Origin of the sequence: Okeania sp. SIO3I5 (genome assembly GCF_010672085.1) — a bacterium.
GTDB lineage: Bacteria > Cyanobacteriota > Cyanobacteriia > Cyanobacteriales > Microcoleaceae > Trichodesmium.
Window position 1 is genome coordinate 1 of sequence record NZ_JAAHHT010000151.1, and the last position, 23,295, is coordinate 23,295.

The following is a 23,295-nucleotide window of genomic DNA, read 5'->3' on the forward strand; positions in this document are numbered from 1 at the left end:
TCCCACCTTTCCGGCACTCCTTACTCGATTGTTTATGAATTTTTTCAGGGCAAGCTTTGTCATTTCAGTTATTAGTTATTAATTAGCCTCCTGTGAAGGAACTTTGTTTTTAATATCGCGGAGGAAAATAGTACGGACCGCTCAAGTATCCCCCTTGAAAATACTTATGGCGAATATTTTTTTTATTCTCTATCTAATGAAAGGCTATTGACTTAATTTTTGGGCGACAAAGTTCAAGGTGGGTAGGTGAGTTTTTGACTGACTTATAGGTTATGAAATATCGGGAAAAAATCGGCATTCATTTTGAAAAATACTCCCCACTTTTCCCGCATTTCTTACATTTTATACTCGATTGTTTATGAATTTTTTTCAGGGCAAGCTTTGTCATTTCAGTTATTAGTTATTAATTAGCCTCTTCGGGAGGAACTTTGTTTTTTATGTTGGGGAGGAAAACAGTACCGACTGCTCAAGTATCCTGCTTGAAAATACTTATGGCGAATATTTTTTTCATTCTCTATCTAATGAAAGGCTATTGACTTAATTTTTGGGGGACAAAGTTCAAGGTGGGTAGGTGAGTTTTTGACTGAGTTATAGGTTATAAAATATCGGGAAAAAATCGGCATTCATTTTGAACAATACTTCCCACCTTTCCCGCATTTATTACATTTGATACTCCATTATTTATGAATTTTTTCAGGGCAAGCTTTGTCATTTCAGTTATTAGTTATTAATTAGCCTCCTGTGAAGGAACTTTGTTTTTAATATCGCAGAGGAAAATAGTACCGACCGCTCAAGTATCCCCCTTGAAAATACTTATGGCGAATATTTTTTTCATTTTCTATCTAAGGGTAAGCTGTTGACTTAAATTTTGGGCGACAAAGTTCAAGGTGCGTAAGTTAGTTTTTGACTGAGTTATAGGTTATGAAATATGGAAAAAAATCGGCATTCATTTTGAAAAATACTCCCCATATTTCCCACATTTCCTACTCCATTTCTAGCGCCATTTAATTAAGCAACCAATAGCTTCTGTTGTAGATATAGTTACTACCTCACCTTTCAGAAGTTGAGCGATCGCCTGACGTAAATAAGCAACTTTTACTGCTTCTGGCTGATTAATATTATCATCTATTAAGCCACGATATCGTAACTTACCTTCCCTATCCAATAAAAAAGCTTGAGGTGTTTTGTCAGCGCCAAAACTAATAGCCACATCTTGCGTCACATCCCGAATATAAGGAAAATTAAGTTCATTATTAGCTGCAAATTCTTTCATTTTTTCAAAACTATCTTCTGGAGAAATTATCGCATCATTAGCATTCATACCAATTATCATTACTCCTTGGTCTTGAAAATCTTTTTGTAGTTGTTTAATCCTGTCAATATTAAGAATTTACTTCTGGGCATTGATTGCTCAAAAAAATTACACAAACTACTTGAAAATTTTATAAATATCTAGCTAAATGATGAACTTCATTATCTACTCCTGGCAATTCAAAATCTGGAGCATAATTATCGATTACAGTGCCATTCATTTCAGTTAAATTCATATCTCTATTTCCTCTCAAAAAGTTTTCTTACTTCAAACAAAATATTTTTCTACAATATAGCAATTATCAATTGATTTTGAAAATTTTTATAACAGTTAATTTGTAAGTATTCAGCCTTCAGCAATCAGTTAACTTCCTGCGGAGTAACTGCGTTAACAGCTATTGCTTTTAGTTGACTATCAAAGCTTTATTAATTGAGAAATAAAAAATCTTACTACAAAAGTTATCTCTAAAGTCTATATTCATTTAAAACCAGTTCTTAAGCACAGGGTCTTATTAGTAATAGCTAACTACGAGCTAGCTAAATACTTACGTTAATTTCAACTGAAAATCTTTGAATTTTTGAATCCTTACTTTTAACTTCTGCCTCCTAACTACCTGCAAAATATTACAACTGAAATATAATTATTATAACGATTGGAAATCAGATGTGAGAATTGAGCTGTTTCTTAAATAGCTATCAGCTTTTAGAAACTTTAGTTTAAAATTCTGTTAGCCCCAAGGGCAAGATTATTTAAGAGGGGTTGAAATCCCCTTCTAAAATTCACAAAAAAATATATTGCTGACCACTGACCATTTTTTTTAGTATAGAATATAGCAGTTATTATCTTCATATATCTCCGTTTTATTTCTTCTTTTCTATTTCCTGTTTCCTGTTTTCTTTTTCCTAAAAATCTCCAATATTTTACAAGTTAAATCATATTACTATATATCTTATATTTTTACCAGTCTTGAGCTAATGCTTGATAACCAATAAGTTTATAGACTAATTTCGCTGCCGTAAACTCAGATACTACCGAATCAATAATTGGAGCCAACTCCATAATGTCACAACCTACTACTTCATGTAATTCAAAAACTCTCCGCAAAAATGTAGTTAAAGAATACCAATTTAATCCTCCTGGTTCTGGTGTACCAACTCCAGGAATTAATGTTGGGTCAATTCCATCTAAATCTATTGTTAAAAACACACGTTTAGTCTGAATACTAGCTATTGCTTTTTCCATCCAATCTGACTGAATAGCTATTTCTCTTGCTCGAAAAACGGTTAAATTTTTCTCTTTAATTAAATCTGCTTCTTCTTTACAAATTGCCCGAATACCTATTTGTAATGTTGGTAAATCCATTTCAAATATTCTGCGCATTACACAGGCATGATTATATATTGAACCTTCATATTCATATCGCAAATCCCCATGAGCATCAATTTGAATCACAGTAAAAGGTTCATCAAAATATAATTTTTTATACGCTTTAACTATTCCACTTGTAATGCTATGTTCTCCACCTATACAAATCACAAACTTTCGATCATTCACTAATTTTTCTACTGTTTCTTGAGTAACTTTTAGCATATCTAATGGAGAAATTTTTTTTCCATTACGAGTATCTGCTATAGCTTCGTGGGTATAGATACCAACTTCCAAACCTGTTTCTCTATCTAATTCTTCGTCATAACATTCTAACTGTTGAGAAGCATCTAATAATACTGCCGGACCATTAACACAACCTCTTCTGTAAGTAGTAGTTGCTTCATAAGGAATTGGTACAATTACTACTTTAGCAGTAGTGTAATCTGGTTCAATTTCTGAAGCAATAAATGGTAAAAGTGATGTAGGGTAAATTGATGACATTTTTTTGACTAGATTTATTTTCTATAAGCAGGCTAAAACCGCCTAAAAACTGATAAAAATTATCTGATTATTTTAAATATTAAATGCTACTTACCTTATCTCAATAAGTAACTTATTCACAATTCCCATTTCTCCCTATTCCCTAAAAAAAAGGAATTGGTACAATTACTACTTTAGCAGTAGTGTAATCTGGTTCAATTTCTGAAGCAATAAAAGGTAGAAGTGATGTATTGTAAATTGCTGACATTTTTTTGACTATATTAATTTTCTAGGATAAGCTAAAAACTGATAAAAATTATCTGATTATTTTAAATATTAAATACTACTTACCTTATCTCAATAAGTAACTTATTCACAATTCCCATTTCTCCCTATTCCCTAAAAAAAAGGAATTGGTACAATTACTACTTTAGCAGTAGTGTAATCTGGTTCAATTTCTGAAGCAATAAAAGGTAGAAGTGATGTATTGTAAATTGCTGACATTTTTTTGACTATATTAATATTCTAGGATGAGCTAAAAACTGATAAAAATTATCTGATTATTTTAAATATTAAATGCTACTTACCTTATCTCAATAAGTAACTTATTCACAATTTACATTTCTCCCTATTCCCTAAAAAAAAGGAATTAGTAAAATTACTACTTGAGCAGTAGTATAATCTGGCTCAATTTCTAAACCAATAAATTGTAAAAGTGATGTAGGGTAAATTGTTGACATTTTGACATTTTGACATTTTGACATTTTTTTAACTATATTAATTTTCTAGAAGCAGACTAAAACGAGCTAAAAATTGATAAAACTTATTTGATTACTATAAATAATAAATTCTACTTGCCTGATCTGAACAAGTAATTTACTATAGCTCCAATTTCTTTTTCCCTACTCCCTAAAAAAATAAATTCTACTTGCCTGATCTGAACAAGTAATTTATTATAGTTCCAATTTCTTTTTCCCTACTCCCTATCGAAAAATTAGGATATAAAGCCTCTGAATTCATGGAGAAAAAGCGGTCGTTTCGCTGCGCGACATGAAAAGCGGAGCTGTCCGTAGGATGGGATGCCGAGGTCTCCTCAGCAGATCCAATCGACCAAGAAAAGAAAAGAAATTCTTTTTAGCCAATCCTCTTCTTTATAATGAAGAGGTAATTATTAATTATTAATTGTTAATTATTAATTATTAATTATTAATTATTGAATCCCTACTCCCTAAAAAAATGATTACCACAAAAACTTGGACATGGCGAGGCTGGCCAATCTGCTACCAAAGCCAAGGCGAACAGGGGCCTGCTGTAATATTAATACATGGTTTTGGAGCTTCTTGGGGACATTGGCGCAAAAATCTTCCTGTACTAGGTGCCAGTTGTCGCTGTTATGCTATAGACTTACTGGGTTTTGGCGGTTCAGCTAAACCCACCCCAAGTCAAGATGTTACCTATACATTTGAAACCTGGAGTCAACAAATTGGTGATTTTTGTAGAGAAATAGTAGGCACTCCTGGCTTTCTTGTGGGAAATTCTATTGGTTGTATTGTTGCGATGCAGGCAGCAGTTGATAATCCCAATATTATTTTAGGGGTAGGAATTATCAATTGCTCTTTGAGACTTCTGCACGAAAGGAAACGCTCTACTCTTCCTTGGTATCGTAGTCAGGGAGCATCAATATTACAAAAGTTGCTAAAAGTCAAGTGGATAAGTCAGTTATTTTTTAACCAGTTGGCAACAAAGAAAACTGTTAAGGGAGTATTGTTACAAGCTTATAAACGGTCTGAAGCGGTAACTGATGAATTAATTGAGCTATTATTGAAACCTGCAAAAGATGAAGGAGCAGTTGATGTTTTTGTCGCTTTTACTGGTTATTCTCAAGGACCTATACCGGAAGATTTATTACCTATATTACCCTGTTCAGCTATAATTTTATGGGGAGAAGAAGACCCTTGGGAAAATATTGAACTGGCACAGGAATTTGCTAAGTTTAAAACTGTAGAAAAATTTATTCCTTTGCCTGGAGTTGGTCATTGTCCTCAAGATGAAGCACCAGAATTAGTAAACCCTATTTTAGAGGAATGGATATTGGAAAAATGGCAGTATTAATTTGAAATCTCTCTGAGTATACTGTTTCTTTTGAGAAAAAAGTATCACCTAATCTCCATTTTTAAATCTTAGATAAAAGCTCAAAATAAAAATCAGATACTAATATAAAAAATCCTCCACAAGTAGAAGGATATATGAAGCTATCAATAGCCCAAAACGTCGGAAGATGACCCAATGGTGCAGCAAGATTAAAAGTATATTGAGACGGATAATCAAGCCAAACCCCTTCTTTGCACCAACCCACATAATCACCTAATTTGCATATAATAGCAGTTTGCCAAAGATTTTTTTTATTTTCATGTGTAGAGGATATGAAAACATATTATCTGCTTATGTATAGAAAAACCAAAATGATTATTACTATATTTTAACCATAGCTTATCAAGAGTTTTTATTTCTACAGACATTTCCTCAAGATCATTAACATCTTGTATTTCGGAGAGTATTTTTTCTGTTTCATCATTAGCCTATTGCCACTTTTGTTGTTCGAGATAATTCTCTAAATTTGCAAATAATAAAAATAAATTGTTATCTTCTTGTTCCATCTTTAGTAACTCCTTTGATTTTGACTTGAAAGATGTTAATTGAAAATTACGCTAATCACTCTTAATCTTAAACTTAAATATTAGCTTAGAGAAAATTTTAAATTAAACCAATTGATAATAGAATTAATAATAAAACAACACCAATAGCTATTAATATAATTCCTGCTAATAGAACTAAATTTGTAAATAAGTTTAATTTACTTTGAGCTTGAGGATTAAAAGTTATAAATAAACATATAATTCCCAAAACCAACAAAGCAATAGGAATGATTAACATAAAAACAAAACAATATTTTCTATTCCTTCTTTATTTATTAACATAAAACTTGACAAAAGAGAGATACTAAGTAGGGTTTGCTGAAAAAGTCTTTTTTAAATAGCAGAGGATTAATTTTTTTGCCCTTGTCTGCCCAAAATGCTCACCGCCAGAATTATCAATTATCAATTATCAATTATTAATTATTAATTATCTATTATTCATTATTTTTTTGCCATTTGATTTTCAAATATCTCTAAGATTCTTAGAAGAGAAGTTGATGACTTAAAAGCTTCTTCAGTAAGTTCTATTTTTTCTTCAGGTGTGTCAACTATTTCATCAGCTAATAAAGTTAAAGAGCCTATAATTGTATTGAGAAAACCACGAGCTTCATAAGATGCCTTAGCTAAAACTTGTTGGTCAATATATTTATCTGCTTCAGACTGGTCGCCAAACTGTATAGAATAGAGACGATGATAGTAACCACCTTCTTTTGCTAAAAGTTCTAAATGAGTACCCATCTCAACCAACTTTCCACGATCTAAGACAGCTATTTGATCGGCATTTTGAATTGTTGAGAGACGGTGGGCAATAACTAAAACTGTCCGATCGCGACTTAATTTATCAACGGCCTCCTGCACTAAACGTTCAGAAACAGTATCAAGGGCACTGGTGGCCTCATCTAAGATTAATATTTCTGGATCTTGCAATAGCGCCCTAGCAATGGCCAATCTTTGTCGTTGACCTCCCGAAAGCATAACACCGCGATCGCCTATTTCTGTCTCCCATTGCTTGGGCAAGTCCATAATAAAATCATAAGCATTAGCTTGTTGGACTGCTTCAGTAATTTCATCTTCTGTAGCATCAGGACGAGCATAGATAATATTATTTTTTACCGTATCGTTAAACAAATGAGTAGTTTGACTAACAATACCAGTTTTCCTTCTGAGAGTAATAATATCAAACTCCCGCAAGTCAATACCATCAATAGTAATGGAACCAGAAGTAGGGTCATAAAATCTTGGTAGTAAGTCAGCAAATGTTGACTTACCTGCTCCGGAACCTCCAACTAATGCTAAAGTTTTACCTCTAGGCACAGATATATCAACATTTTTAAGAACCAAATTATCATTACTTGGGTAAGAGAAGGAAATGTTCTTAAAATGAATTTCTCTGCTCACCTTTTCAAAAGGTATGGAACCAGGTTTCATTATTGGTTTATTATCTCTTCTCCATAAATCTACAGCCATATTAAAGCTAGCAGATCCTTTAGCAATTCCATTACGACTATTATTAATTTGAGAGACAATAGGTAGTAAGCGAAACAGAACTAAAAGATAAGTAAGTAGGATAGCAGAAACATTTGCAAGTCGATCGGCAAATAAATATCTACCTAATAATAGAATACTAATTACCACAATCATGCTTGTCACTTCATTTAGTGGAGCTATTAACGCTGAATTCATTTTTTCTCTCAACGCTATCTCTTCTAGGGAAAGCATTAATTTTCTGATCTGTTTATATTCCCTATTTTCACTACTTACTGATTTAATTAATCGAATACCGCTTAGAGTCTCAATTACCTTAATTGCATATTTTTTTTGTTCCTGATTTAAAACAGTTCCCAATTTTTTTGATCGACGAATAAATAGCTGATTAATTCCTACAATTAAACATACTAATAAAGAAGAAATTACAGTAAGTTGCCAAGAAATAGAAATTAGTAAAGTAACAAATAAGGAAAGAGTGATTAATTGAGTTACTAGATTAACATAAGCATTAATAGTTTGCACACATTGAGCTGTATCCGAGCCTAAACGTTTCGTTAAATCTCCTACTTTTACTTTCGTAAAGAAATCTAAATCGCTATCCATTAATGTTTGAAACATTTCCGATTTAATAGTATTTGTCAGACTACGATTAAAAGCTACTGTCAACAAACTCCTTAAATATGTAGTTAAATTTTTCAGAAAAATAGTTAATATAACTGCTAAAAGCATTACCCCAAGGCGATACTTTTCCGGAACTCCTTCAAAAGGGGATAGTAAAAATTTAATTATGGGTGGAGAACCTTTCAGCTCAATTTCTTGCCCCGAAATTTGCAGTAGTATAGGTACTATTAGAGCTGTATTAACTCCATTAAATAATCCACTAGCAAAACCTAATATAATATTTCCAATAATTTGAACATTAAAAGGCTTACGAAGAATAAATTTTAAAATAAATTCTTTTCCAGACATTGATATTTTCCTTGTCTCTAAATTAGATTTTCTGAATTATTAATACTTTTAATATTTACTTAGGGTTTGCTGAAAAAGTCTTTTTGATCTTTGTAGTAGTCAGTAGTCAACCCACCCCTAACCCCTCCCAGGAGGGGAAGTCAGGAGAAATGGGAATTTAAAGGTAGTAGGAGTTTGAATTTTTCCTCAATTTCTCTGCCCAACTCTTGTTGTTAATACTAACTTTTTGAGGCTTTTTAACTCAAACAAGCGCACTTTTTCCAGATTTAAAAACGTCAATACCTTAATCTTTAAACACTTTCAGATTTAATCAGCAAGCCCTACTTACTAAATTACGATTAATCTTGACAAAATATTTGCTATAGCATCAATGCTATAATATTTAATACATCTTTCTCTAGCATTAATACTTTTTACTTTTGCTCCTGTTAAATCATTAAATATTAATTCAAGATTAATCCTGACAAAATATTTGCCATAGCATCAATGCTATAATATTTAATACACCTTTCTCTAGCATTAATACCTTTAGCATTTGCTCCTGTTAAATCATTAAATATTAATTCAATTTGTGCTGCTATTTGTTGGGGAGAACTAGGTTCAACCAAATAACCAGTATCAGCTACAATTTCTGGAATATCCCCCACTTTTGTTGCTATAATTGGTTTGGCCATTGCCATGCCATCGGTTAATTTTAATGGAAATTGTGCCTTAGCTTCCGGGGTATCTCTTTGAGGAACTACTATTATATGAGCAGCAGCTACAATTTCTGGCATAACTGTAGGTGAGTATTTAGGCATTGAAATTATCCAACGTCCCCATTTTTCTTTTAATTGACGGTCATAATCATCATAAGGACTACCACCCACAATTACCAATCTTAAATCTGACTGATTTAGATTTTCCAGGGCTATTAAAACATCTTCCACTCCTTTATAAGGCCGGGGCGCTCCTGGAAACATTAATATTCTATAATCGCTCAAGCCATAACGAATTCTACTTACCTCTGGATCGTATTTATTTGGGTCAAATAAAGTAGTGTCTTTACCATTTGGCAAATATAGACCACCAAAACGTTTTTTGAGAAATTGATTGTGTAAAGTCACCTTATCTGCTTTTGAGACCAAACTTTCGATCCATTTTAAATAAAAGGGATGGTCTGGTTGTCTTAAAGCTCCTTCTGGCTTTAAAATATCTCTAGCTAATTGTTTAATACTGGGATGATATTTCCAATTATCTCCTCCATGCCAGCTTAACTCCCAATCATCAATATCTAAAAATACTTGCCTACTGGTTTGCATTTTTTTGATTAGAGCTAAACCAAGGCTACTTGGTTTAAGTTTATAAGCATAAATAATATCCCCACTAATTTTGTCTAACAGTTCTTTAGCAGAAAGTAGAAATCCAGGATAATATTTATTGCTGTATATAGGAATAATAGATGTTTCTTTATGACTAATATTTGTGGGAGAATTTGCATCAACAAAACCTAATATTTCTACATCACATCCAATCTTTTTTAGAGCTTGAGATAATAAAAAAGGACGGACTGCTCCTCCCCATCTACCTGCTCCACTGCTAGATAAGTCGCTAGCTATTATGGAAATTTTTACCAAATCTGAAATCCTCCAAATTCTAGGTTAATCGAAAAACTCTCATAGCTATTAAGCGATCTAAATCTATTCAAATATTTTGGTGTTGGTCAATTCCTAGGATAAAATTTATAGAGACAAGCAAGGAAGGGTTATCCCAGTATATCTAGGCAGGGGAAAACTACCCCTATAGATTGATTGTTATATTAATTACCAAAGTGAATATATTTAATACTTTTTCAATTTAACCATCAATATAATCAATACTAACCTAGTTAAACAGTAAAGATGAGACAAAGAACAATCTTTTATATTCTAAATAATACTTACTAATATAACGGCACTAAGTATTTATATTTATATACTTGAGTTATTCGTGTTCCTTAGTTTCATATTTATTCAGAACTTCCATAAATATACTATAGCGATCGCTATTAACTTAGGACTTAAGCATATATAGCAATCCTAAATAGGTTGTAACAATTTCAAAATTAGAAATAAATTCTGAAACTCTTACCTATTGCCTATTGCCTATTCCCCATTCCCGAAAATAGGACTTAAGCATATATAGCAATCCTAAATAGGTTGTAACAATTTCAAAATTAGAAATAAATTCTGAAACTCTTACCTATTGCCTATTGCCTATTGCCTATTCCCGAAAAGCGGTAAGATTTTTATAGACAAATCAAATAGGATTGCTATATTGATTTACTCCGATTAGATTAAATCGTAAGTTCAAAATCAATACATTTAAGATTAAATCTATCAAACAGATTATCTTGAATTACCCAAATCTTTTCGCCTTTTTTTGCATACCTTTTTATTTCCAATATCTGTCACCAAAATTCCTTATATCATTCTCATTTCACAGAAAATTTCCAACAATTCCTACCTTCGCAGATCAAATAAGATTGCTATATATTGTGTATTTTAATAGCAAAATAAAATTTATAGCTCTTATTTTAAATAAATGCATATCTCTACCTATTCACGCTTATTAATTATCATAAATCAAATTAATTTTACCCATTTTAATCAAGTCAAATATCTGATTAATTTGGTGTCGTTCTTCATCTGTTATGTTTTTACCAGATAAAATCGAAGAAGTCAGTTGTAGATGTTCTCGACGATTAAGTTTATTTGATGTCATAATTCGGTTTACCATTTGATTGATTGTCACCTTTGGTTGTTGTTGCTCACTCCATAACATAAATTCTTATCTACTATCTATAATTTGTTGATTGAGGATTATATATGTATATAATAATACACCTATAAAAATACTATAAAATCAATAATTTAGCAGTCCTGAGTGTTGTTATACAGAAAATATCCTGAAATAGCGGGAACAGAGATAATAAATTCAGAGTTTTTTGTATTTTTCTGATTTTTGAAAAATCATTTTAATTATACATATAGCGTTTCCTAGACTAATGAGGTATACCTATCTTTTCTTTATTTCTATTCTATATATCTATTCCTTGTTAAGTATTCCCTAAAACAAATAAATTTTGTACCTGATCCAGTATGGGAATTGCTATATTGTCTAACTAGAGGCGAAAGGGAGTAGGGGAGTAGGGGACTCACCCCTAACCCCTCTCAGGAGGACTATGCGGTAGTGCGTCAAGGAAGTGTGGTTCGTGTGGAAAGTAGGAGGAATAATTGTACCTGTATCTTTTTAGGAAGTGTCTACCACCCATCCTAACTTTTTAGTCTTAAAGGCTGAAAAATTTGCACTTTTTTCGCTATAAAAATACGCAAAATCAAGATATATCAGTGCTTTTAGATTATATTGGCCAGTCCGACTAGGGCGTTTCCCACACTTTATTGATGCACAACCGACTATGCTTTACCCACATCTTTCTTAACATTTCTCAAAGAGCAGGGATTAGGCAGCATAGATACTCGTAAAAGTCAAGTTATCTCCTGTTATTAAAGATCGAAACCATTAACCAATAAGACTTTCAAGATTGTAAATAATTATGTGGGTAATGGATAGCTCAGGAGAGGAAGATTGTTGTTGGGTTTATCCTGCGGATAAGCTACGCTAACGTCCCTCAACCCAACCTACATCTATTGCATCATTTAAGGTGTGTCAGTATACTACTGGAATGTTTCAGCTAAAACTGTGCATGATTATTTTAGGTTGTGGGAAGACAAGGAAGACAAGGAGGACAAGGAAGACAAGGTGGTAAGGGAGAAAAAAGCCTATTGCACCATTTAAGATGAAACAGTCCACTACGTTAATCTAATAGTTAAGATGGTAAATATTCCTGATTGACATCCTCCCGAGAGAGCGCGGGATTCCCTAGCATTGCTGTTAGGGGATTTCTGCCTCATAGCACCCGCCCTCCGAGTAATCTCTTCAGGTCTTACAGTCGCTCCTAAAGACTTGCCAGCGCCACCAAAGGGGGCCTCCCCCATGAGCGACTGGTACTGCCACTGCGAGTCCCGCAGCCAAAATGTTTATACTTGCATTGTTGAGATGAAAATATTTTGTAGATGAAGTATTAATTGAGCTTTTATGAAGATTTATAGACTACCAGCACTTTCAGACAACTATATCTTCTTACTACATGACCCAAATCAAAATATTGGAGCTGTAGTCGATCCTGCCGAAGTAAGGCCAGTACAAGAGAAACTGGAATTATTGGGAGCTGAATTAGTGGCCATTTTTAACACTCACCATCACTCTGACCATGTAGGTGCTAATCAACAGTTAATCAGAAAGTTTCCCAAATTGAAAGTTTATGGTGGAATTGAGGACCGAGGTAGAATTCCTGGACAACAGGTATTTTTACAGGAAGGCGATCGCGTCCAGTTTGGCCAGCGAGTGGGAGAAGTTTTGTTTGTTCCTGGTCATACAAGTGGCCATATTGCTTATTATTTTCCTCCTGTAGTTACTGGGGAAACAGGCGAGTTATTTTGTGGTGATACTTTGTTTGCTGGTGGTTGTGGTCGTTTATTTGAAGGTACACCAGCTCAAATGGTAGAGTCTTTGAGTAAGTTACGTAATTTAGCTGACAATACACGAATATGGTGTGCCCATGAATACACTTTAAAAAATTTACAGTTTGCTATAACTGTTGACGAGCAAAATGCTGATTTAAAATCTCGTTTTGCTGAGGTTAAGGAAGCGCGCAGTCGCAATGAAGCAACTGTACCATCAATGATTGGTGTAGAAAAACGTACAAATCCTTTTTTGCGTTGGGATCAACCTAGTATGAATTTAGCAGTTCAAAGTCAAGATCCGGTACAAACTTTTGCCCGTCTGCGAGGAAAAAAGGATAGATTTTAACTTTAAGGTGATCAGGAATTTCAGATAGGGGAAGAAAGTAGAATTCAAAATTTAAAATTTAAAATTTAAAATTTAAAAGTTAGGAGTTGGATTATTGCTGTGACTAAATTTGAGAGTCGCGATAATATCCATGTTAGTAATGGCGATCGCTATATAGAAACTTTTCAAATCTCAAAGAGGTAAAGGAAATGCCTCAACAGCCTAAAAATTACTTGATCCTAACTACATAAGGCTTTCCATCTATTTTCAAGTTTTTTTACTATGGCCTGAGATTTTTATATTGCGATATAGTTTATGGTAAAAAAATTAGGCTCAAATAAGGATATTTATTATTTTGATCAAAATAATTGGGTTTAAACCCCCGCTTCTTGAAGCGAAATATTTTTGGATAGTTGCTCAAAGTCCCCGTGACAAGAACAACTTTTGTACGTTACTAATCCGAAGGTTTCCCTATCCGACTTAGTTAATTCTGGAAGTATGCTTATTGTCTCTAGGATGGACTTTCCATTACCCTTCGATCTTTTCCTCTCAGTGGCCTAAACTCGGTTTCACATTTCTACGGTATATCGACATACAGGCGCTTGGTATAAATTTGAACCCACTCCATTATAACAAAAGTCGCCCCTCTATGGGCAAAGTTTGAAACCCATTTTTTTTTTATTAAAAGTCACAAAAATTATTGTGAGCCATATCATTTTTTGTACCTTAAGTATGTATAAATGAATAAGGTTTTATTGAGAACATAATTATAGAAGGTAACTAATTTTGGCTGTGAAATCCTGATTGGTCTTGTTTTCAAATCTCAATAGCTCGTGTTCAAACTTTTTTTAAATTTTTAAGCAAAATATTAAAAAGTGTAAAGAGTGTTAAGATTAAGCTACAATAAGAAACTAATTTAGAAAAATGCTAAACCCCAAACTGCCAGAACCAGACTTACTTAAAGCGGTACTGCAACCCTTGTTAGAGGATTTCGGGTATTGGTTTGAGCGCTCCCGTCAGTTACTGGAGAGAGAAGAAATTCCCTTTCTAAATAAGAGTGAGCAATTCGACTTACTCAATAGGGTGAAGCAAGCTCAACAGGAAGTGAATACAGCAAAAGCTCTTTTTCAAGCAACTGGAGGTCAAGTTGGGGTAGAAACTACAGTGCTTATGCCTTGGCACCATCTACTAACCGAATGTTGGCAAGTTACGATGCGGTTTCGCAAAGAGCAACCTAGATAGAATGATTAATCACAATCAAGTTTAGTCTCAACCTAGACTCATATCCTGAATTAAGAAATATGTTGGGTTGACTTGGTTGTAGGAAAGAGTTTTGAAGTTGATAATTGTTAATTTATAGTGACAACACTGTTTCTTCTGGAAATGATGATGACATATCGAAATAAGACAATATCTACTTATAAAACTTATCCAAAGTCAAAGTGATAAAACCAGAAAAACTGTTTAATTTTTTTTAAAATTTGCTGGGCGATTTAGCCTTGAGGAGATATCTATGTTACATCTGCTTTATATCCTAGCCTTTACTACTATTGCTGTTTTGGCTGTTCGTAATTTAATCCGTAGTCTCTTAACTGTGGGACTTGAGTCTCAATCTTTACCCTCAAATCGACAAGGGTTATCTGATCGTGACTCCTATTCTAAGTCTGGTAGAATTCCACATCCAGAACTTTTAGATGAATCTGGGAATTTTATTGATGAACCTTTGTTGGTGATGCGATCTATTAATGTACAAGAAGCTCGCGAACAATTGGATGCTATTTACAATTCTGAGCTTGGTTCAACTGGTGAAACTCAAGATGAAACAAGGAAATAATAAAACACTATAGCAATCCTCTAATATATTTGTGTATAAAAATCTTACCGCTTTTCGGGAAAAGGGAATACTTAATTGGGAAAAGATGGGAATTTCGGCTTTTTTATCTACTGTTTGATTACCCGCAACCTATTTAGGATTGCTATATAAAATTAATAAAATGTCAAAAACTTGCTATTGGTTTGTTGTAAAAACTAATTACTAATAGTAGGTTTTTTTCTACCTATTTTCAGCAATTAACAATTAATAATTACCTCTGCCTAAAAGAGAGAGAATTGAGGATCAAAGAAAAAAATTTCTGTCTCTTTTTTCCCGTTCAAAGGGGAGGCTTTTAACGTGAATAATTAGGGCTTGCTGATTAATTTTCAAAGCATTGACATATAAAGGTTTTAGCCTTTTTAGATCAAAAAAAGTGCTAACTTTTTGGTGGAAAGAGCTGCATAAAGCTAGTATTTTAGGCTGACAAAGGCCAAAAAATCAAGGTAAAATTATTCCGACTACCTCCTCTAAATTCCCTATTTATCCTGACTTCTGACTTCTGACTCCTGACTCCTCCCCCTACCAAAATACTTATTCAGCAAACCCTAATTAATAATTATTAATTATTTGGTAATACCATTAGAGAGTATGGCGCTATGTGCAAGTCAGAAGTCACAAATCACAAATCAGAAGTCGTAAGTTATCGTTGACGCTTGTCTGAGCTATGATTAATGTCCACGCCCTTTGCTTCGAGTGCTATAAATCTCAGAAAGCAACTGCAATAAACCAGGAACTTAAAGCTTTTTTCAGACTTATCTCTCGTTTTTCATGTCGCGCTCGGAAACGTAAGGTAAACGAATCGCGCAGTATTCCACAAGGAAACCAGCGGGATGTAGTAGGATATTTTATTTCCACCTTGTGGACAAACATTGTTGAATTTCTGAAGTCAACTATTTATAGAGTTGATGTGAAATAGAATTAATTTTCGTTAATTTATGTAAAAGTGTTAATAACTACAGGTAAAATTAATAACAATAAGTTTTTTAGATAGTTAGTCCTTAGGCATACCTCCTGGTGAGGATCTGTTTCTTATAGAGGAGCCAATATTTTTGTGTCGTGTTTCATGTCGCGGATCGTTTCATGTTGGCGACAGTCGAAAAGCGAAACAGAGACTAAAAATGAATGTGGAGAAAGTGTAATACCAATTTTATAAGCTTGAGCTACTTAGGTTTGGAGTAGTCAGTAGTCAGGAGGTAAAGTAAGTAGCCTTACTTTTTGAATTTGGTATAAAACTATCCCAAATAATAGCAACTTTTAATGAAGTGTAAGCTACTCAGAGGTTAAAAACTTAGTAGGAATAACTGCTCTAAAAGCTTAGTGAGAATGTCAAATCAACAATGTATATTTGATGTTATTGATCCAATAGGTGAAAAATCAACCGCCAGATGACCATTCCTAAATCCGTATTGGCAGAACTGGTGCTAGAGGTTCCGCAGATAAAACCACAAATTTACTTTAAGTCATCCCTGACTGCTCTTTCTCATGCAATGGAAGACCAGGTTTTAGCAAGCTTAGATAAACCTCTGGTAATAGCAACTTTTCAGAAAGAGCGTTTTTATCGTCAGGAAGCTCACCGTTATCGACGAATTGCGAACCTAACATCCCAAGTATATGTATTAGCTGCATCAGAAACGGAGTTTAAAAATGCTTCTGAGTATCACGAAACAGTAGCTTTTAATGCTAAAGATGCTTTAAGCAAGGAATGGAATTTATTGGTGCTTGGTCAAGAGTATTCAAGTTGTTTGATTTGCAATGAGTGTGATAATTCTGGCCTAGTTGATGAAACATCTCAGTTTAGTGGAATGGATCAAGCACGTCAGTTTGAAGGTATTTGGACTTTTGACCGTCAGGTATGTCTCCAATCTGCCACATTATTACTTGCTCGAATCCTTAAATATAGGCCTGAGTTAAAGGAAAAAGTTCAAAGAGCTAGAGAAATTTATGGCATTAATTTGGATCTAAGGAAGCGAAAAAAATCTGCTCAAAGTAAATCTAGTTATAATCGTACTAATTTCCAGAAAGCTTCAGCAGTAGTTGAAAATAATAACTTTAATGATCCTTTTGCCGAACGTTTGGTGACTTATTTACAAGTAAGTCAATATAAGTTAATTAAAGCTTATCGCTCAATCGCGGCTCAGGAAAAAAAACACCGCTTGATTAATATTATCTCTTCTGTTATGAGGCGATCGCTAGATCCAGATGAGATTATCAAAGTGGCAGTGCAAGAACTGGGCGAAGCACTTTTGGCCAGCCGATGTTTAATTTATCAGTGTCGCCCTGCGGATACAATAGCAACTATTACTCACGAGTATTTGGGTCTATCGGTAAAATCTTTGCTAAATCAGGTATGGCCTCTAAAAGAGAATTCTCTATTTCAGAAAGTTGTTCAAACTCAAGGGCGAGTTTATATAGAGGATACAAGTTTGCTATCTGAGTATTTGGTGTCAGAAACTTCAGTTACTGAGAAGTCTCAGGAGAAAAATTGTCTGGAAGACTTAATATCTCAATGGGAGATTTCGAGCTGGTTGATGATACCTCTACTGTATCAGGGGCGACTATTAGGTATGGTAGAATTACATAACTGTGGGTCATGTCTCCATAACTGGTCTGAAGAACAAATAGATTTAGTAGAAGCGATCGCTACTCAGTTAAGTATGACTTTGATTCAGGCAGAAACTTATACTCATCTAGAAGAATTAAATCAACAATTAGAGGCTCTTGATCGGACTCGTAGTAATTTAATTGCTATTACTGGCCATGAGTTACGAACTCCTTTATCTACTATCCAAGTTTGCCTGGAAAGTTTGAGTCAAGAACCAGATATGCCGGAAGAGTTACGTCAAGTAATGCTAGAAACTGCATTGGCAGATGCAAATAGAATGCGAAATCTTGTGCAAGATTTCTTAACATTGTCTCATTTAGAAAGTGGTCGAGTTCAATGGAATGTAGAATATCTACCTTTACTGGAATGTGTTGATTTAGCTCTGAGTAGTATTCGTGCCCACAAATTAGAACAGGAGTTACCGAATATTACTACCCTGGTATCGGCAGAACTACCTTTAGTTTTGGCCGATGGGGAGTGGCTGGTAGAGGTCTTGTCAAAGCTTTTGGACAATGCTTGTAAGTTTACTCAGGCTGAAGGAAGGGTAATAATTAGAGCAACTTCTAATAGTGAGAATATGTTGAAGGTTACTATTTCTGATACTGGCCGTGGGATTGAACCTAATCGCCTAGAGGCTGTATTTGATCGTTTTTATCAAGAAGAAGGTGCTTTACGACGAAGTGTTGGTGGTACTGGTTTGGGTTTAGCTATTTGTCGTCAGATTATTAGTCGTTTAGGGGGTAAAATTTGGGCTGAGTCGGCGGGTAAAGATCGGGGTAGTCAGTTTCATTTTACTATTCCAATTGTTGGTAATAGTCATTAGACTTCTTGCAGAAGTCAGGGAATAGGGAATAGGGAATAGGGAATAGGGAATTAAATTGTTGATTTCATGTCTTGAATTGATTTCATTTTTAATTTTTGGAGATGTCTATGAGAATTGAGAATTGAGAATTGAGAATTGAGAATTTAGCGAAACTTCCCACTGAAAAAAAATTGCTAAATGACCATTTGTTGAATTCAAAATTTACGTTAAAAGTTAGAAAATTTTGGTTCTAACTTAATTTCAATAATTGTTTAATTAAGAATTCAAGCCTCGTTTTTCTCCAGAGCGAAAAAATCAAAAATATTTTCTTTTTACTATTCCAATTGTTGGTAATAGTCATTAGAATTCAGAATTAAGAATTTAGCGAAACTTCCCGCTGAAAAAAATTGCTAAATGACCATTTGTTGAATTCAAAATTTACGTTAAAAGTTAGAAAATTTTGGTTCTAACTTAATTTCAATAATTGTTTAATTAAGAATTCAAGCCTCGTTTTTCTCCAGAGCGAAAAAATCAAAAATATTTTCTTTTTACTATTCCAATTGTTGGTAATAGTCATTAGAATTCAGAATTCAGAATTAAGAATTTAGCGAAACTTCCCGCTGAAAAAAATTGCGAAATAACCATTTGTTGAATTCAAAATTTACGCATTAAAAGTTCAAAAATTTTGGTTTTAACTTAATTTCAATAGGGGAATCCTGCGCAAACAGGCAGAGGTTATAATGAGCGAATTAATAATGCAAGAATTTTGAATTGATTTGACAACCAAGAGGTAGTTATGGCTTGCTAATTAATCCTCAAAATATAGACAAATAAAGGCTGAAGGCTTTTTTTTGTCGAAAAAAGTGCAAGCTTTTTGGTCTAAAATGTTCATTTATGTTGCCGAAAAATTTTGGTTTAAAGCCTCCCCTTGGATAGCGGTCGAGGGATGCCGAGGTCTCCTCGGCATATCCAATCGACCAAGAGAGGGGATAATAAATAAAAATTTTTATGATTAGTCAATCCTATCAGTTTCAAGGAGAGGTAATTATTAACTATTCATTATTCATTATTGAAGATTTTGGGCAAGAGTTGGGGGGAAATTTGCAGGGACAATTCTGACTCCTACCTCCTCTATAATTCCCACTTCTCCTGACTCCTGACTCCTGACTCCTGACTCCTGAATTCTGACTCCTGAATTCTGATTGTAACAGAACCTTACAATTTTTTAAACTTGAGTAACCCTGGTGATACGATCCCATAAAAAGGTTCATATAAGAAATCTATGTCAGACGAATTAACAGGACAACCTCCAATTTTTGGTGGCAGCACTGGTGGCCTGCTCACCAAGGCCGAAGTTGAAGAAAAGTATGCTATTACTTGGACTAGCTCTAAAGAACAGGTGTTTGAAATGCCTACAGGCGGCGCAGCTATTATGAATCAAGGTGAAAACCTACTGTATTTAGCCCGCAAAGAGCAATGCTTGGCCCTAGGAACTCAACTACGGACTAAATTTAAGCCTAAAATTGATAACTTCAAAATTTATCGGGTTTTCCCCGATGGTTCTAACGAATACTTACATCCAAAAGATGGTGTTTTCCCTGAGAAGGTAAATGAAGGCCGTCCTTTTGTAGGTAAGATTGACCGTAATATTGGCAGTAACCCAGATCCAGCTACCGTAAAGTTTACTGGTAAAAACACCTATGACGCATAGGATCGGATCTAATCTATAAGTAAAAAAATGGGATAGAATGAGCCGTAAATAATATAGGCTTTTAAGACTGGCAATATTTTTTGCATTTTCTATCAGTTTGATGATTAACACCTCGGCTTTCGGATATTTCATCTAAAGCTGAGGTTTTAATTTAGAATTTAGAATTTAGAATTTAGAATTAGGAATTTAGCATTAGGAATTTAGAAAAAATCTCAGATCAAAAAGTTGCTCGACAATAAAATAGTTACAATCTGTAATAGACATCTCCGAAAATTAAAAATAAAATCAATTACTATCCATAAATTATCAATTATATCTCCCTGTTCCCTGTTCCCAGTTAAGTGTTCCCTGTTCCCTCTTTTCTGGAGAGGTCTAATATATATCAGGACTTACGCAACGGCACTAATGATAGTGTAAACATCGGGAATATTGACCAAACTATACCCCATATATAGCGGTACTGCGTAAGTCCTGATATATAGTAGTCGCCATTACTATTAAGACATTCGGCATTGCTGAATCAAGGTATGAAAATAAAAATTGAACAATCTGAAATAATTGTTATTAAATAATTTAGCAATTATCAAAAAATACAAATCATACCCACGCATCAGCAACGCCAGACATTCCTACTACTCTAAAATATATAGGACTTACGCAAAGAAACCCGGTTTCTACGATAAATCGTTGTTTTGAGCAATAGATGTCTACGAGAAACCGGGTTTCTGGGTTCACGTGCGTAAGTCCTGATATAGTTACAGCCAAAATTTAACTTCTGAGTTCTTAGTTCTGACTGTACGTCGCCAATCCGATGGCTCCCCTATCTGACTTCAGCTATATAAGTATTGGTTCCTAAATCCCTAATTTCATACCAATTTCAAAATTTATGATCTTTCCAGACTTCTCCCAATTTTCCCAATTAGCAAAACAAGGTAATTTTGTCCCTGTCTACCAAGAATGGGTGGCAGATCTCGATACTCCTGTTTCTGCTTGGTATCGCGTTTGTGCCGATCGCCCCTACAGTTTTTTACTAGAGTCAGTTGAAGGTGGGGAGAAAATCGGACGTTATAGTTTTCTGGGTTGCGATCCATTGTGGATATTGGAAGCAAGAGGCGCTCGCACTACCCAAATTTACCGGGATGGCAGAGTTAAAACTTTTGAGGGCAACCCTTTTGATGTTCTGGATAATTGTCTCCAACCCTATCAACCTGTAAAATTACCTCAATTGCCTCCTGGTATTGGGGGGTTATTTGGTTTCTGGGGTTATGAGTTGATTCGCTGGATCGAACCTCGCGTTGCAGTTTATCCCGCTACTGAAAATGATTTGCCTGATGGTTTGTGGATGCAGGTGGATAATTTATTGGTTTTTGATCAGGTGAAGCGGAAGATTTGGGCGATCGCTTATGCTGACTTACGTTCTCCAGAGGTATATTTAGAGGGAGTTTATCAACAAACTTGCGATCGCGTTTCTCAGTTAGTAGATAAATTGCAATCGCGGAGATTGCAACAAAATACTTTGCTAGAATGGCAACCTCCAGGAGAAAAAGACAAAGAAGTTACAGATATATACAGCAGCAAGACACCTCATGCAGAATTTTGTGCCAACGTTGAGAAAGCCAAAGACTACATCAAAGCAGGAGACATTTTTCAAGTAGTTATTTCTCAACAACTCTCCACTGAATATACAGGAGAACCTTTTAATCTTTACCGTTCCCTGCGACTAATAAACCCTTCCCCATACATGGCATATTTTAATTTTGGTGATTGGCAAATTATTGGTTCGAGTCCGGAAGTGATGGTGAAGGCAGAAAATACACCAGATGGTAAACGTCTGGCAACTGTGAGACCTATTGCTGGTACTCGTCGCCGTGGCAAAACTTACGCAGAAGATAATGCTTTAGCTGAGGAATTGTTGCAAGATCCGAAGGAAAGAGCAGAACATATTATGTTAGTCGATCTAGGTAGGAATGATTTGGGGCGGGTTTGTCAAGTGGGAACGGTAAAAGTCGATCAGTTAATGGTAATTGAACGTTATTCTCATGTGATGCACATTGTGAGTAATGTGGTAGGAGAATTGGCGAGTGATCGAACTGCTTGGGATTTATTGAAGGCTTGTTTTCCTGCGGGAACTGTCAGTGGTGCGCCGAAAATTAGAGCGATGGAAATAATTAATGAATTGGAACCTTGTCGGCGGGGGGTTTATTCTGGGGTTTATGGATATTATGATTTTGAGGGGCAGTTGAATAGTGCTATTACTATCAGAACTATGGTTGTGAGACCGAAAGGTGATGGTAAGCACACTGTAACTGTGCAAGCGGGAGCTGGTTTAGTTGCAGATTCTGTACCGGAAACAGAGTATGAGGAAACTATTAATAAAGCCAGAGGTTTATTGGAGGCAATTAGATGTTTGAAAAATAGTTAAAAATTTTGGTCAAAAGTTTAGTTTAACAATGACTTTGTTGCACAAAAAATTAGCTTTTTATGCCATTAAAAAGTGGAAAATTTTAGGTTTTTGAGGTTCAAAAATTTGGCATTTTGGGTTGACTAGAGCAGAAAAATTAAGGGAGGATTTTTATGACTACCTCCTCTATGTTGTTAATTAATCAGCACTAAAGCCATGCGAACCCAGAAACCCGGTTTCTCGTAGATGTTTATTGTCAAAAACAACAATTTATCGTAGAAACCGGGTTTCTTTCCGTAAGTCCTATTAATAATTTCATCGTACTTGTGACTATCATCTTCTCCTTGCTGTTTCATTACTTTGAGATTTAATCAGCAAGCCCTACATTAGACATCTCCAGAAAAGAGGGAGCAGGGAGCAGGGAGCAGGGAGAAAGAATTGATTATTTCTGTGGGATAATTGATTTGATTTTTTCAGGACTTACGCACAGACGCCTTATTTAGTATTCGCCCTCTAGGGATAGCGTATTATAGCATTTCCCAGGTTAGTGAGGTACACCGCTGAAGATCCCCCCTAACCCCCCTTGAAAAGCTATCCCTTATAAGGAACTCTTGAAACCCTTGTGGGAGGGTGGGGAGGATGGGGAGGAGGGGGAGGATGGGGAGGAGGGGGGGGATGGGGAGGATGGGGAGGATGGGGAGGAGGGGGAGGAGGGGGGGGAGGG

General features: G+C 34.8%; 18 protein-coding genes and 1 pseudogene. 8 read left to right on the plus strand and 11 right to left on the minus strand.

Translation table 11 applies throughout. From position 1 onward, the window contains the following. Positions 1 to 994 precede the first annotated feature (994 nt). From F6K40_RS26635 to F6K40_RS26645, 3 genes and pseudogenes are all read right to left on the minus strand, one after another. Positions 995 to 1,532: pseudogene (locus F6K40_RS26635) on the minus strand (thioredoxin family protein). Between the two features lie 737 nt (positions 1,533 to 2,269). After that, the gene (gene speB, locus F6K40_RS26640; RefSeq protein WP_293140122.1) at positions 2,270 to 3,181 is read right to left on the minus strand and encodes an agmatinase; all 912 of its coding nucleotides are present in this window, start codon (positions 3,179 to 3,181) and stop codon (positions 2,270 to 2,272) included. 614 nt (positions 3,182 to 3,795) lie between these two features. Next, positions 3,796 to 3,924, minus strand: coding sequence for a hypothetical protein (locus F6K40_RS26645; RefSeq protein ID WP_293140123.1), 129 nt, complete (start codon positions 3,922 to 3,924; stop codon positions 3,796 to 3,798). 472 nt (positions 3,925 to 4,396) lie between these two features. On the opposite strand from F6K40_RS26645, the gene F6K40_RS26650 reads away from it, so the two are divergent. Continuing rightward, on the plus strand, positions 4,397 to 5,272 hold the full coding sequence (locus tag F6K40_RS26650; RefSeq protein ID WP_293140124.1) for an alpha/beta fold hydrolase: 876 nt from the start codon (positions 4,397 to 4,399) through the stop codon (positions 5,270 to 5,272). A 61-nt stretch (positions 5,273 to 5,333) separates the two neighbouring features. Here F6K40_RS26650 and F6K40_RS41060 read toward each other — a convergent pair whose 3' ends face one another. The 7 genes from F6K40_RS41060 to F6K40_RS26675 all read right to left on the minus strand — a co-directional run bounded on the left by F6K40_RS41060 (position 5,334) and on the right by F6K40_RS26675 (position 12,329). Then, entirely contained in the window at positions 5,334 to 5,585 is a 252-nt protein-coding gene (locus tag F6K40_RS41060) for a GUN4 domain-containing protein (RefSeq protein ID WP_365672910.1), read from the minus strand. Further along, positions 5,569 to 5,718: a GUN4 domain-containing protein gene (locus F6K40_RS41065; protein WP_365672913.1), complete on the minus strand. Its 150-nt coding sequence runs from the start codon at positions 5,716 to 5,718 to the stop codon at positions 5,569 to 5,571. Before F6K40_RS41065 ends, F6K40_RS41060 begins: the two co-directional genes overlap by 17 nt. A gap of 196 nt (positions 5,719 to 5,914) precedes the next feature. Then, positions 5,915 to 6,094, minus strand: a complete 180-nt coding sequence (locus F6K40_RS26655; RefSeq protein WP_293140125.1) for a hypothetical protein — start codon at positions 6,092 to 6,094, stop codon at positions 5,915 to 5,917. 203 nt (positions 6,095 to 6,297) lie between these two features. Beyond that, on the minus strand, positions 6,298 to 8,313 hold the full coding sequence (locus F6K40_RS26660; RefSeq protein ID WP_293140126.1) for an ABC transporter ATP-binding protein: 2,016 nt from the start codon (positions 8,311 to 8,313) through the stop codon (positions 6,298 to 6,300). Positions 8,314 to 8,756: 443 nt separating this feature from the next. Further along, complete coding sequence (locus F6K40_RS26665; RefSeq protein ID WP_293140127.1) at positions 8,757 to 9,929, minus strand: glycosyltransferase family 4 protein; 1,173 nt, start codon at positions 9,927 to 9,929, stop codon at positions 8,757 to 8,759. A gap of 973 nt (positions 9,930 to 10,902) precedes the next feature. After that, entirely contained in the window at positions 10,903 to 11,115 is a 213-nt protein-coding gene (locus F6K40_RS26670; RefSeq protein WP_293140128.1) for a hypothetical protein, read from the minus strand. A gap of 1,028 nt (positions 11,116 to 12,143) precedes the next feature. Further along, on the minus strand, positions 12,144 to 12,329 hold the full coding sequence (locus tag F6K40_RS26675; RefSeq protein ID WP_293140129.1) for a hypothetical protein: 186 nt from the start codon (positions 12,327 to 12,329) through the stop codon (positions 12,144 to 12,146). Positions 12,330 to 12,429: 100 nt separating this feature from the next. Between F6K40_RS26675 and gloB the strand changes: the two genes are divergently transcribed. The 7 genes from gloB to trpE all read left to right on the plus strand — a co-directional run bounded on the left by gloB (position 12,430) and on the right by trpE (position 22,592). Beyond that, positions 12,430 to 13,203 (plus strand): hydroxyacylglutathione hydrolase, encoded by a 774-nt coding sequence (gene gloB / locus F6K40_RS26680; RefSeq protein ID WP_293140130.1) that lies wholly within the window; start codon positions 12,430 to 12,432, stop codon positions 13,201 to 13,203. Between the two features lie 903 nt (positions 13,204 to 14,106). Further along, the gene (locus F6K40_RS26685) at positions 14,107 to 14,424 is read left to right on the plus strand and encodes a DUF2605 domain-containing protein (RefSeq protein ID WP_293140131.1); all 318 of its coding nucleotides are present in this window, start codon (positions 14,107 to 14,109) and stop codon (positions 14,422 to 14,424) included. A 271-nt stretch (positions 14,425 to 14,695) separates the two neighbouring features. Beyond that, positions 14,696 to 15,016, plus strand: coding sequence for a DUF2973 domain-containing protein (locus F6K40_RS26690; protein WP_293140132.1), 321 nt, complete (start codon positions 14,696 to 14,698; stop codon positions 15,014 to 15,016). A gap of 703 nt (positions 15,017 to 15,719) precedes the next feature. Further along, entirely contained in the window at positions 15,720 to 15,971 is a 252-nt protein-coding gene (locus F6K40_RS26695) for a hypothetical protein (RefSeq protein ID WP_293140133.1), read from the plus strand. Positions 15,972 to 16,440: 469 nt separating this feature from the next. Continuing rightward, positions 16,441 to 18,480 carry a DICT sensory domain-containing protein gene (locus F6K40_RS26700; protein WP_293140134.1) on the plus strand — a complete coding sequence of 680 codons (2,040 nt, stop codon included), beginning with the start codon at positions 16,441 to 16,443 and terminating at the stop codon, positions 18,478 to 18,480. Positions 18,481 to 19,741: 1,261 nt separating this feature from the next. After that, on the plus strand, positions 19,742 to 20,170 hold the full coding sequence (gene psaD, locus F6K40_RS26705; RefSeq protein WP_293140135.1) for a photosystem I reaction center subunit II PsaD: 429 nt from the start codon (positions 19,742 to 19,744) through the stop codon (positions 20,168 to 20,170). An 886-nt stretch (positions 20,171 to 21,056) separates the two neighbouring features. Beyond that, positions 21,057 to 22,592: an anthranilate synthase component I gene (gene trpE / locus F6K40_RS26710; protein WP_293140136.1), complete on the plus strand. Its 1,536-nt coding sequence runs from the start codon at positions 21,057 to 21,059 to the stop codon at positions 22,590 to 22,592. A gap of 173 nt (positions 22,593 to 22,765) precedes the next feature. On the opposite strand, the gene F6K40_RS26715 is transcribed toward trpE, so the two are convergent. Further along, positions 22,766 to 22,927, minus strand: a complete 162-nt coding sequence (locus F6K40_RS26715) for a hypothetical protein (protein ID WP_293140137.1) — start codon at positions 22,925 to 22,927, stop codon at positions 22,766 to 22,768. Positions 22,928 to 23,295 lie beyond the last annotated feature (368 nt).

What these genes read in the sequence shown, in the direction of transcription:
- F6K40_RS26675 (WP_293140129.1), bottom strand. Translation starts at nt 12,329, where the DNA reads ATGGGGGAGGCCCCCTTTGGTGGCGCTGGCAAGTCTTTAGGAGCGACT.
- F6K40_RS26715 (WP_293140137.1), bottom strand. Translation starts at nt 22,927, where the DNA reads ATGAAACAGCAAGGAGAAGATGATAGTCACAAGTACGATGAAATTATT.
- F6K40_RS26645 (WP_293140123.1), bottom strand. Translation starts at nt 3,924, where the DNA reads ATGTCAAAATGTCAAAATGTCAAAATGTCAACAATTTACCCTACATCA.
- F6K40_RS26700 (WP_293140134.1), top strand. Translation starts at nt 16,441, where the DNA reads ATGACCATTCCTAAATCCGTATTGGCAGAACTGGTGCTAGAGGTTCCG.
- speB (WP_293140122.1), bottom strand. Translation starts at nt 3,181, where the DNA reads ATGTCATCAATTTACCCTACATCACTTTTACCATTTATTGCTTCAGAA.
- F6K40_RS26690 (WP_293140132.1), top strand. Translation starts at nt 14,696, where the DNA reads ATGTTACATCTGCTTTATATCCTAGCCTTTACTACTATTGCTGTTTTG.
- F6K40_RS26650 (WP_293140124.1), top strand. Translation starts at nt 4,397, where the DNA reads ATGATTACCACAAAAACTTGGACATGGCGAGGCTGGCCAATCTGCTAC.
- F6K40_RS26660 (WP_293140126.1), bottom strand. Translation starts at nt 8,313, where the DNA reads ATGTCTGGAAAAGAATTTATTTTAAAATTTATTCTTCGTAAGCCTTTT.
- gloB (WP_293140130.1), top strand. Translation starts at nt 12,430, where the DNA reads ATGAAGATTTATAGACTACCAGCACTTTCAGACAACTATATCTTCTTA.
- F6K40_RS26695 (WP_293140133.1), top strand. Translation starts at nt 15,720, where the DNA reads ATGATTAATGTCCACGCCCTTTGCTTCGAGTGCTATAAATCTCAGAAA.
- psaD (WP_293140135.1), top strand. Translation starts at nt 19,742, where the DNA reads ATGTCAGACGAATTAACAGGACAACCTCCAATTTTTGGTGGCAGCACT.
- F6K40_RS26670 (WP_293140128.1), bottom strand. Translation starts at nt 11,115, where the DNA reads ATGTTATGGAGTGAGCAACAACAACCAAAGGTGACAATCAATCAAATG.
- F6K40_RS26685 (WP_293140131.1), top strand. Translation starts at nt 14,107, where the DNA reads ATGCTAAACCCCAAACTGCCAGAACCAGACTTACTTAAAGCGGTACTG.
- trpE (WP_293140136.1), top strand. Translation starts at nt 21,057, where the DNA reads ATGATCTTTCCAGACTTCTCCCAATTTTCCCAATTAGCAAAACAAGGT.
- F6K40_RS26655 (WP_293140125.1), bottom strand. Translation starts at nt 6,094, where the DNA reads ATGTTAATCATTCCTATTGCTTTGTTGGTTTTGGGAATTATATGTTTA.